Origin of the sequence: Microbispora hainanensis, from assembly GCF_006874475.1 — a bacterium.
In the GTDB taxonomy this organism is placed as follows: Bacteria; Actinomycetota; Actinomycetes; order Streptosporangiales; family Streptosporangiaceae; genus Microbispora; species Microbispora hainanensis.
Map to the genome: position 1 here is coordinate 1 of NZ_VIRM01000179.1, position 651 is coordinate 651.

1 protein-coding gene is annotated in these 651 nt (G+C 69.9%); it reads left to right on the forward strand.

The window, feature by feature from the left end; translation table 11 throughout:
- Window positions 1–10: 10 nt before the first annotated feature.
- A partial coding sequence (locus FLX08_RS40065) for a sigma factor-like helix-turn-helix DNA-binding protein (RefSeq protein WP_244313251.1) occupies window positions 11–651 on the forward strand: 641 nt, incomplete at its 3' end.

A 651-nucleotide genomic window follows, 5' to 3' on the forward strand; every position in this document is an offset into this window, starting at 1 on the left:
AGGAGGAACCGTGCCACCGAGCGACCTGGACAACATCGCCGCGATCGACGATCCCTACCTGCTGCTCCGGGTCGCCACCGAACGACTCAACGCCGCCCAGCAAGAGGTCACCGAACTGGCCCGGCTCCGCCGCCGCGTCATCCAGGAACTTCACTCCCAGGGCATGTCGTATGCGCAGATCGCCGAGAAGGCCGGCCTGTCCCGGGGGCGTATCCACCAGATCCGCCACACTGGCCCCGCACCTGAGGGCGCCTTCCTCGGCATCGGGTCGGTCACCGTCGTGACCCCGCTGCGGCACGACGCCGCAACCGGTCGCTCCATGGTCGCCCTGGACGACATGCGCGCCGGCAAGCGCTTGGAAGACCTCGCCCGGACCTTCGGCCTGACCGTCGCCACCGACAACGTCACCGTGGACGGGCAGATCGACCTCAACCGGCCCGGCCTGCTCGTCATCTGCGGCCCCCGCATGTCGGATGCCATGCGCACCGCCTACGACTCCGACCCGGTCATTCACTGGGACCGCGACGGTATCGGCTGGAAGCTCGTCGACACCCGTACGGGTCAGGAGTACCGGTCCGGCTCGCAGCTCGACCCCGCCCAGCCGACCGACTCGGCCTTCCTCGGCCGGCTGCCTCGCCCGGACGGCAACGG